This window comes from Dietzia sp. B19 (assembly GCF_014145155.1).
Classification (GTDB): domain Bacteria; phylum Actinomycetota; class Actinomycetes; order Mycobacteriales; family Mycobacteriaceae; genus Dietzia; species Dietzia natronolimnaea.
This window is the reverse complement of record NZ_JAALED010000213.1, coordinates 1-9,344: the sequence shown is the minus strand read 5'-3', so window position 1 is coordinate 9,344 and position 9,344 is coordinate 1. Positions and strand designations below refer to the sequence as shown.

Annotated in this window: 8 protein-coding genes; 6 read left to right on the top strand and 2 right to left on the bottom strand. The window is 69.6% G+C overall.

Features of this window, described 5'->3' with window-relative positions:
- Positions 1-38 precede the first annotated feature (38 nt).
- Positions 39-737, top strand: coding sequence for an SDR family oxidoreductase (locus tag G6020_RS07090; RefSeq protein ID WP_347238330.1), 699 nt, complete (start codon positions 39-41; stop codon positions 735-737).
- A gap of 20 nt (positions 738-757) precedes the next feature.
- Here the strand turns inward: G6020_RS07090 and G6020_RS07085 are convergent, their stop codons facing one another.
- The gene (locus tag G6020_RS07085; protein ID WP_182610135.1) at positions 758-2,479 is read right to left on the bottom strand and encodes an AMP-binding protein; all 1,722 of its coding nucleotides are present in this window, start codon (positions 2,477-2,479) and stop codon (positions 758-760) included.
- 225 nt (positions 2,480-2,704) lie between these two features.
- Between G6020_RS07085 and G6020_RS07080 the strand changes: the two genes are divergently transcribed.
- From G6020_RS07080 to G6020_RS07065, 4 genes are all read left to right on the top strand, one after another.
- Positions 2,705-4,231, top strand: a complete 1,527-nt coding sequence (locus G6020_RS07080) for a CoA-acylating methylmalonate-semialdehyde dehydrogenase (RefSeq protein ID WP_182610134.1) — start codon at positions 2,705-2,707, stop codon at positions 4,229-4,231.
- 90 nt (positions 4,232-4,321) lie between these two features.
- Complete coding sequence (locus tag G6020_RS07075; RefSeq protein WP_182610133.1) at positions 4,322-5,497, top strand: acyl-CoA dehydrogenase family protein; 1,176 nt, start codon at positions 4,322-4,324, stop codon at positions 5,495-5,497.
- A 3-nt stretch (positions 5,498-5,500) separates the two neighbouring features.
- Positions 5,501-6,397 carry a 3-hydroxyisobutyrate dehydrogenase gene (mmsB, locus tag G6020_RS07070; protein ID WP_179525943.1) on the top strand — a complete coding sequence of 299 codons (897 nt, stop codon included), beginning with the start codon at positions 5,501-5,503 and terminating at the stop codon, positions 6,395-6,397.
- A 25-nt stretch (positions 6,398-6,422) separates the two neighbouring features.
- Positions 6,423-7,286, top strand: coding sequence for a LuxR C-terminal-related transcriptional regulator (locus G6020_RS07065; RefSeq protein WP_179525942.1), 864 nt, complete (start codon positions 6,423-6,425; stop codon positions 7,284-7,286).
- Between the two features lie 75 nt (positions 7,287-7,361).
- Here the strand turns inward: G6020_RS07065 and G6020_RS07060 are convergent, their stop codons facing one another.
- Positions 7,362-7,514: a hypothetical protein gene (locus G6020_RS07060; RefSeq protein ID WP_347238329.1), complete on the bottom strand. Its 153-nt coding sequence runs from the start codon at positions 7,512-7,514 to the stop codon at positions 7,362-7,364.
- 528 nt (positions 7,515-8,042) lie between these two features.
- On the opposite strand from G6020_RS07060, the gene G6020_RS07055 reads away from it, so the two are divergent.
- A partial coding sequence (locus G6020_RS07055; protein WP_182610132.1) for an MFS transporter occupies positions 8,043-9,344 on the top strand: 1,302 nt, incomplete at its 3' end.

The following is a 9,344-nucleotide window of genomic DNA, read 5'->3' as shown; positions in this document are numbered from 1 at the left end:
ACCGGGTCGCCGAGCTCGCCGCACGGTCCGACGGCCGGATCACCGGGGTCGCCGGGTCGGCACACGAACCCGCGGTGGCGGAGTCGCTGCTCGCGGAGGCGATCCGCGGTGGGTCGGCGGTGTCCGGCCTGATCACGTGCGCAGGGGTGCCCGAACCCGCGGGATCCTCGATCCTCACCGTGGATCACGCAGAGTTCGGCGCCCTCATTGACGCCCACCTGGGGACGGTCTTCGCGGCGTGCCGCGTGTTCGCACCGCACTTCGTCTGCACCGGCTCGGGCGCGATCGTCACCACGTCGTCGTTCGCCTGGAAAGGCGACTACGGAGGTACGGGCTACCCGGCCGGCAAGGGCGCGGTCACCTCGCTGACCATGGCGATCGCGGCCGAGCTCGCCGAGCACGGGGTTCGCGCGAACGTGGTGTGCCCGGGCGCCCGGACCAGGCTGTCGAGCGGGGAGGACTACGAGGACCAGATCCGCGAGCTGGGCCGCAGGGGGATGCTCGACGAGCTCAGTGTGGCCGGCGCACTGGACCCGGCCGGGCCGGAGTACGTGGCGCCGCTCTACACCTATCTCGTCTCCGATCTGGCTGCCGGGATCACCGGCGGGGTGTTCGCCGGGTCGGGCGGGTTCATCGGGAGATTCCCCACCCCGGAGGCGCAGATCCTGGCCTACCGAGATTTCCACGACAGTCCGCCGTGGACCCCCGAGGAGATAGACGGACTGGTCCGGGCCTGAGCGGGAACGGGGACCGGCCGTCAGCGCAGCGACTCCTCCCGGAACTCGCCGGGGAAGTCCACCGACGGGCCGTTCTCGCTCTCGCCCTTGCGCAGCTCGACGCGGCGGATCTTGCCGGAGATGGTCTTGGGCAGGTCGGTGAACTGGAGACGGCGCACCCGCTTGTAGCCGGCCAGGTGGGTGCGGGAGTAGTCGAAGATCTGGCGGGCGGTCTCCTCGGTCGGCTCCCAGCCGCCGGCCAGGACGACGAACGCCTTGGGGACGCTCAGTCGCACGGGATCCGGGGACGGGACGACCGCCGCCTCGGCCACCGCCGGGTGCTCCAACAGGACGGACTCCAGCTCGAACGGCGAGATCCGGTAGTCGGAGGACTTGAACACGTCGTCCGTCCGGCCCACGTAGGTGATGTAGCCCTCGGAGTCCCGCGAGCCGACGTCACCGGTGTGGTAGAAACCGTCCGCGTACGCGGCGTCGGTCCGGTCCTTGTCTCCGTGATATCCGACCATCAGGCCGAGCGGGCGGGGGTCCAGGCGCAGGCAGATCTCGCCCTCGGCGCCCTCTCCCGGGACCTCCTGTCCGGTGGCGGGGTCTACCAGGACGACGTCGAATCCGGGGCACGGGCGGCCCATGGACCCGTCCTTGATGGGCTGGCCCGGGGTGTTGGCGATCTGCACGGTGGTCTCGGTCTGGCCGAAGCCGTCGCGGATGGTCACCCCCCACGCGTCGCGGACGCGCCCGATCACCTCCGGGTTCAAGGGCTCGCCGGCACCCACCGCCAGCCGTGGCGGCACCTGCAGCTGCGTCAGGTCGGCCTGGATGAGCATCCGCCACACGGTGGGCGGGCAGCACAGGCTGGACACCCCGCAGCGGTCCATCTCGCGCATCATCGCCGTGGCGTCGAAGCGGGAGTAGTTGTAGATGAACACGCACGACCCGGCGATCCACGGCGTGAACACGTTGGACCACGCGTGCTTGGCCCATCCGGGCGAGGACACGTTGAGGTGGACGTCGCCCGGCTGGAGACCGATCCAGTACATGGTCGACAGGTGGCCCGCCGGGTACGAGGCGTGGGTGTGCTCGACGAGCTTGGGCTTGCTGGTGGTGCCGGACGTGAAGTAGAGCAGCAGCGTGTCGTCGGCATGGGTGGTGTGGCTGGGCTCGAAGTCGGGGGAGGCGTCCATCGCACCGGCGAGGTCGGTCCAGCCGTCGGGGGCGCCGCCCACCGCGAACCGCTGATAGTCGCCGGAGATGGCGGCGAAGCGCTCGGCCAGCTCGGAGCGGGCGATCACGTGCTTGATTCCGCCGCGGGCGATGCGGTCGCGCAGGTCGCCCTCGGCGAGCAGGGTGGTGGCGGGGATGACCACGGCGCCGAGCTTGATCACCGCGAGCATGACGTCCCACAGCTCCACCTGGTTGGCCAGCATGAGCAGGATCCGGTCGCCGGGCCCGACCCCGGCCTCGCGCAGCCAGTTGGCGGTGCGGTCCGAGCGGATCCGCATCTCGTCGAAGGAGTACTTCGCCTCGGTCGGTGCACCGCCGCCGTCGTGCTCCTCGACGATCCACAACGCGGGATCGGTGTTCCCCTCGGCCTCGACGTCGAACCAGTTGAGTGCCCAGTTCCACTCGTCGAGCTCCGGCCACGCGAAGCCGGCCCGGGCGGCCTCGTAGTCCTCCGCGTTGGCCTGCAGGAAGTCGCGGGCGGCGCGGAATCGGGTGGTGGCGTCGGTGGCGAGCGGGGCCATGAAGTCTCCTGACAGCGGGCACGGGTGAGAACGGGCACGGGAAGTGAGTCAGCTCACAGTATGGGCGGCCGGGCGGCCGGCGGTACACCCGAAAGGGGAGGGTCGGGGGCGGCCGCGGGGCCGGGTCCTGGATTACTAGGAGATGCAAGTATAGAGTGATGGTCATCACGGGAGCAGTGGCGCGCGGACATCTCCGGACCGCGGCCTCACGACGAAGGGATGTCCATGTCGGATCTCAGGCAGATCGAGCACTACATCAACGGCACCAGGGTCGCCGCCACGGGCGGCCGCACCCACGAGGTGTTGAACCCCAGCACGGGCAAGGCGCAGGCCGTGGTTCCGCTGGCGTCGACGGCGGAGGTCGACGACGTGATCGCCAAGGCCGCCGAGGCGCAGAAGGCGTGGGCGGCCCAGAACCCGCAGAAGCGCGCCCGCGTGCTCATGCGGTTCGTCGACCTGATCAACCAGAACATGGACGAGCTCGCGGAGCTGCTGGCGATCGAGCACGGCAAGACCACCCCGGACGCGAAGGGTGACATCCAGCGCGGCCTCGAGGTGATCGAGTTCGCGATCGGCATCCCGCACCTGCTCAAGGGCGAGTTCACCGAGAACGCCGGCACGGGCGTCGACGTCTACTCCATGCGCCAGCCGCTCGGTGTGGTCGCGGGGATCACCCCGTTCAACTTCCCGGCCATGATCCCCCTGTGGAAGGCGGGCCCGGCCATCGCGTGCGGCAACGCCTTCGTGCTGAAGCCCTCCGAGCGCGACCCCTCCGTCCCGGTGCGCCTGGCCGAGCTGTTCACCGAGGCCGGTCTGCCCGACGGCATCTTCCAGGTCGTCCACGGTGACAAGGAGGCGGTCGACGCGATCCTCAACAGCGAGACCATCCAGGCCGTGGGCTTCGTCGGCTCCACGCCCATCGCGCAGTACATCTACGAGAACGCGGCCCGCACCGGCAAGCGCGCGCAGTGCTTCGGCGGCGCCAAGAACCACATGATCATCATGCCGGACGCGGATCTCGAGCAGGCCGCCGATGCCCTGGTCGGCGCCGGTTTCGGCTCCGCCGGTGAGCGCTGCATGGCCATCTCGGTGGCCGTCCCCGTGGGCGAGGGCACCGCCGAGGCCCTGCTCGAGAAGTTGGTGCCCAAGGTCAAGGAGTTGCGGGTGGGCCACAGCCACGACCCGAAGTCCGACTACGGCCCGCTGGTCACCCCCGAGTCCAAGGCCCGCGTGCTGGACTACATCGACCAGGGCGAGAAGGCCGGTGCGGAGATCCTCATCGACGGCCGCAGCGTGGGTGCCTACACGGACGAGTTCAACGGCGAGGACATCTCCGGGGGCTACTACGTCGGCCCCACGCTCATGGACAAGGTCACCCCGGACATGAGCGTCTACACCGACGAGATCTTCGGCCCCGTCCTCGTGGTGGTCCACGCCAAGGACTACGAGGAGGCCCTGCGCCTGCCCAACGAGCACGAGTACGGCAACGGCGTGGCCATCTTCACCCGCGACGGCGACGCCGCCCGCGAGTTCGTGTCCAACGTCCAGGTGGGCATGGTCGGCGTCAACGTGCCGATCCCCGTGCCGATCGCGTACCACACCTTCGGAGGCTGGAAGAAGTCCGGATTCGGCGACCTCAACCAGCACGGCCCGGAGTCGATCAAGTTCTACTCGAAGGTCAAGACGGTCACCCAGCGCTGGCCCTCCGGCATCAAGGACGGTGCCGAGTTCGTCATCCCCACGATGGACTGACCGCGAACCGGATCCGCCGCGCAGCTCACCCGCCGCGCAGTTCACCTGCCGCACACCGTACGAACCGGGCACCGTATGAGAGGAACACCCATGTTCACCCTTGATGACGACGACAAGGTCATCGTCGACACCGCCCGCGACTTCTCGGTCAAGCGGATCGCGCCCAAAGCGCAGGAGTGGGACGCGACGCACCACTTCCCCAAGGACGTCCTCCGCGAGGCCGCCGAGATGGGGATGGGCGCCATCTACGTCTCGGAGGACGTCGGGGGCAGCGGGATGCGGCGGCTGGACGGTGTCCGCATCTTCGAGCAGCTCGCCCGGGGATGCCCGTCGGTGGCCGCGTACCTGTCCATCCACAACATGTGCGTGTGGATGGTCGACGAGTTCGGCACCGAGGAGCAGCGCCACGAGTGGATCCCGCGGCTGGCGTCGCTGGAGCTGTTCGCGAGCTACTGCCTGACGGAGCCGGGCGCCGGGTCGGACGCGGCGGCGCTGCGGACGAAGGCGGTGAAGGAGGGCGAGGGCGAGACCGCGGAGTACGTCCTCACCGGCACCAAGCAGTTCATCTCCGGTGGCGGGCAGTCGGACGTCTACGTGGTGATGGCCCGCACCGGGGAGGCCGGCCCCAAGGGGATCTCGGCCTTCCTGGTCCCGGCGGACTCCGAGGGCCTGAGCTTCGGTCCGGACGAGCAGAAGATGGGCTGGAACGCCCAGCCCACCGCGCAGGTGATCATGGAGGGCGTGCGGGTCCCGGCGGCGAACCTCATCGGTGGCGCGGACACCGGCGGCGAGGGCCTCGGGTTCACCATCGCGATGCGGGGGCTCAACGGCGGGCGCATCAACATCGCCGCCTGCTCACTGGGCGGCGCCCAGGACGCGTACACGCGGGCCGTCGCCCACGTGCGGGACCGTGAGGCGTTCGGCGGCGCGTTGATCGACGAGCCGACGATCCGCTTCACCCTCGCGGAGATGGCGACCGAGTTGGAGGCGAGCCGGCTCATGCTGTGGCGCGCCGCCGCGGCCCTGGACGCCAAGGAGCCGGATCACGTGGAGCAGTGCGCCATGGCGAAGCTCTTCGTCACCGACCGCTGCTTCGACATCGCGGACCGGGCGTTGCAGCTCTTCGGCGGGTACGGGTACCTGGCCGAGTACGGAATAGAGAAGATCGTGCGAGATCTCCGGGTGCACCGCATCCTGGAGGGGACGAACGAGATCATGCGCGTCGTCGTCGGCCGGGCCGTCGCCGCGCGCGGACTGGGAGCGTAGGACATGGACAACCGATCGCAGACTGTGGCGTTTCTCGGGCTGGGCAACATGGGTGGACCCATGGCCGCCAACCTGGTCGGCGCCGGACTCGACGTCAGAGGATTCGACCCGGTCGCCGCGGCGCAGGACGCGGCCCGGACCGCCGGGATCACCGTGTGCGACTCGCCCGCCGAGGCGGTCCGGGGAGCCGGCGTCGTGATCACGATGCTGCCCAACGGTGCGCTGGTGACCTCGACCTATGACGAGGTCCTGGGCGAGGCGGGGGAGGGGACCCTGTTCATCGACTCCTCCACCATCTCGGTCGACGACGCCCGTGCGGTCCACGCCAAGGCCGTGGACGCCGGGATGCTCCAGGTCGACGCGCCCGTCTCCGGCGGCGTCAAGGGCGCGACCGCCGGCACCCTGGCGTTCATGGTCGGCGGGGAGGACGAGGCCTTCGCGGCCGCGCAGCCCGTGCTCGAGCCGATGGCGGGCAAGGTCATCCACTGCGGCGGAGCCGGGGCCGGCCAGGCCGCCAAGGTCTGCAACAACATGGTGCTGGCCGTGCACCAGATCGCGATCGCCGAGGCGTTCGTGCTCGCCGAGGGGCTGGGTCTCGATCACCAGGCCCTGTTCGACGTGGTCACCGGGGCCACCGGCAACAGCTGGGCGCTGCACACCAACTGCCCGGTCCCCGGTCCGGTCCCCACCTCTCCCGCCAACAACGACTTCACGCCCGGCTTCGCCACCGCTCTCATGAACAAGGATCTCGGGCTGGCGCTCGCGGCCCTGGAGAGCACTGGTACGGTCGCTCCGCTCGGCGCGGCAGCGGCTGCCCTGTACGACGAGTTCGCGCAGGACAACGGTGGCAAGGACTTCAGCGCCATCATCACCAGCATCCGCGATTCCTCGCGGAGCTGAACACCTCCACTCTCGGGAGAACACCATGTCCACCCTCCGACCCAAGGATTCAGACGCTGTACTAGGGGCCCTGCGCCGGGCCCGCCGTGATTCCGGTGTGCCCGTCGTCTTCGCCGGCGACGTCACCGGTGAGACCGCCAGACTGAACCGCTTCATCGGGGTCCGCACCGACTCCATGCAGGGGCTGGCCGTGGCCAGGGGCCGTGGGCTCGGTGGTCACGTGATGGCCTCCGGACGACCGGCGACGGTGCGCGACTACGAGGAGTGCTCGAGGATCACCCGCGACTACGCCGACGCGGTGGACCGCGAGGGCTTGCGGGCGATCATCTCCGTGCCCGTGATCGTCTCGGGCGTGGCGCGGACGATCCTCTACGGATCGGCCCGCGTCGCCACCCAGCTCGGCGACCAGGTCACCCGGACGTTCACCACCGTCGCCGCGGACCTGGCCTCGGAGTTCAAGGTCCACGACGAGGTCGATCGACGACTGCGGATGGCCGACCACGCCGCGGCCGAGCAGAACTTCGGGCTGGAATCCTCCGACAGGGAACGTCTTCGAGTCCTCCACGGCGAGTTGCGGGCCATCGCCGCCGAGCTCGGCGATCCGGATCTCCGCGAGAGGCTCCTGGCCGCGGGTTCCGCGCTGGCGGGGGTGGGCCGGACTCCGGACGTGGGCCGGGACCCGGGCCCGGCGCCGACGGTCCTGTCCCCCCGGGAGATCGACGTCCTCGCACAGGTCGCTCTCGGATGCTCCAACGCCGAGGTCGGCGCCCGACTGTCCCTGTCACCGGAGACGATCAAGGCGTACCTGCGCAACATCGGTACCAAGCTGGGCACACGGTCACGGATGGAGTCCGTGGCCCGCGCCCGGCTCCTCGGCGTCCTGCCCTGATCGGTCCGGCCCTGATCGCTCCTGCCCTGATCAGTCCTGCCGACCCGTCATGCTCGGATCCGTCCCGGCCGACCCTCAGAGCCCTGAGGGTCGGCCACAGCGGACCCTGACCCCGGTCGCCGGGCGCGTGAGCATCGTGGTCCACGGCAACGTCAGTTCGTCGGGATCGTCGCTGATCCGTACCTCCGGCCTGCACAGCGCCGCGACGGCCGCGGACAAGGCGGTCACCGCGATCCTCTCTCCGGGGCACCGGTGGCCGGTGCGGCCCCCGGCGCCGCCGTGCGGGATGAACGCCTCGCGACGGCGTGTCGGAGATGCGTCCGACCGTGTCGAGGAGTCTGCTCGTCCGATCGGCGCGCCTGATCGCCTCCCCCGGACAGACCGGGAGCCCGGCCCCTCGGAACGGCTGTGGTCGTGCAGTCGGTGTGAGCGCGGGAATTCGGCTCGCCGACGCCTGTGGTCCGCCGACGCATGAGGCCAGGCCCTCACCGGCGTCCGGCGCCCGGTGGTCGGGATCGGTGCCTTCCTGTGGCTCGGGCGCGCTGTTCGCCCGGCACCGTAGGGGTGCTCGACGGGCAGGGAATCAGGTCGAATCGGTCCGGTGAGCTGTGGGCCGGGTCACGTCCACATACTTTCGGGTGTATCGGGTGTGGTGGTCATCACATACTGTTCGGCTCAATCGACGCCTATGCGTCGGCGATCACCCGCCTCGCCGGAGGTCAGATGCCCGGCGAACCTGACACGACTGGAGTTGTCTTGACGCAGTCCGGAAACACCCCGCCGGGGGACGCGGCCCCGCTGTCCCCGAATCTTCCGCCGGTCAAGCAGAAGACCTCGCTGAAGAAGGTCGCCGCGGCGTCCTCGATCGGTACCACGATCGAGTGGTACGACTTCTTCATCTACGGCACCGCCGCCGCGCTGGTCTTCCCGGCCCTGTTCTTCCCCGACCAGAACCCCGCGACGGCGACGCTGTCCTCGTTCGCGACCTTCGCCGTGGCGTTCTTCGCCCGGCCCGTCGGTGCGGCGATCTTCGGCCACTTCGGTGACCGGATCGGTCGCAAGAACACGCTCGTCTGGACGCTGATCATCATGGGCGTGGCGACCGTCTTCATCGGTCTGCTGCCCGGGTATAACACGGGGGCGTTCGGCGTCTTCGAGGGCGGCATCGGCATCTGGGCACCGACCCTGCTGGTGGTGTGCCGCTTCTTCCAGGGCTTCGCGGTCGGCGGCGAATGGGCCGGAGCCACGCTGCTCACGGCCGAGTACGCCCCCGAGGGCAAGCGCGGCATGATGGCCATGTGGCCGCAGCTGGGCGTGGCCTTCGCGTTCTTCCTCTCCTCGGGGACGTTCCTCGTCTTCTCGCTCGTCGCCGGTGGCGGTGCAGACCTCGACAGCCCCTTCATGCAGTACGGCTGGCGTATCCCGTTCCTGCTCTCCGCCGTCCTCGTGCTGGTCGGCCTGTGGATCCGTCTCACGGTCGAGGAGACCCCGGTCTTCCGCCAGACCCAGGCGAGGGAGGCCAAGGAAGCCGCCGAGACCGCGGCTGCGGACAAGGCCGCGAACAGGGTCACGGCCCCCAGGACGCTGCCGTTCGCCGATGCGCTGCGGTACCAGTGGAAAGAGATCCTCATCGCGGGTGGTGCGCTCACCTCGCTGTTCTCGCTCTTCTACATGGGCACCTCGTTCCTCACGAACTACGCCACCGCCACCCTCGGGCACTCCCGCCCGTTCGTCCTGGGCATGGGCATGATCGCCGCGCTGATCTTCGGTGCCGCCATCGCGCTGTCGGCGATGTACTCGGACAAGATCGGCCGGAGGAAGGTCATCGGCACCTCGGTCGGACTGGCCATCCCGTGGACGCTGTTCGTCTTCCCGATCCTCGACACCGGGTCGACCTTCGCCTTCGGTCTGGTCCTGTTCGTCACGCTGATCATCTTCGGTATCGCCTACGGACCGGCCGGTGCACTGCTGCCCGAGCTGTTCCAGGCCCGCTACCGCTACACCGGCGCCGGGCTCGGCTACAACCTCGCCGGCATCCTCGGTGGCGCGCTGCCGCCG

Coding starts and splice junctions, on each gene's coding strand:
- mmsB (WP_179525943.1), top strand. CDS start 5,501: ATGGACAACCGATCGCAGACTGTGGCGTTTCTCGGGCTGGGCAACATG.
- G6020_RS07075 (WP_182610133.1), top strand. CDS start 4,322: ATGTTCACCCTTGATGACGACGACAAGGTCATCGTCGACACCGCCCGC.
- G6020_RS07085 (WP_182610135.1), bottom strand. CDS start 2,479: ATGGCCCCGCTCGCCACCGACGCCACCACCCGATTCCGCGCCGCCCGC.
- G6020_RS07080 (WP_182610134.1), top strand. CDS start 2,705: ATGTCGGATCTCAGGCAGATCGAGCACTACATCAACGGCACCAGGGTC.
- G6020_RS07065 (WP_179525942.1), top strand. CDS start 6,423: ATGTCCACCCTCCGACCCAAGGATTCAGACGCTGTACTAGGGGCCCTG.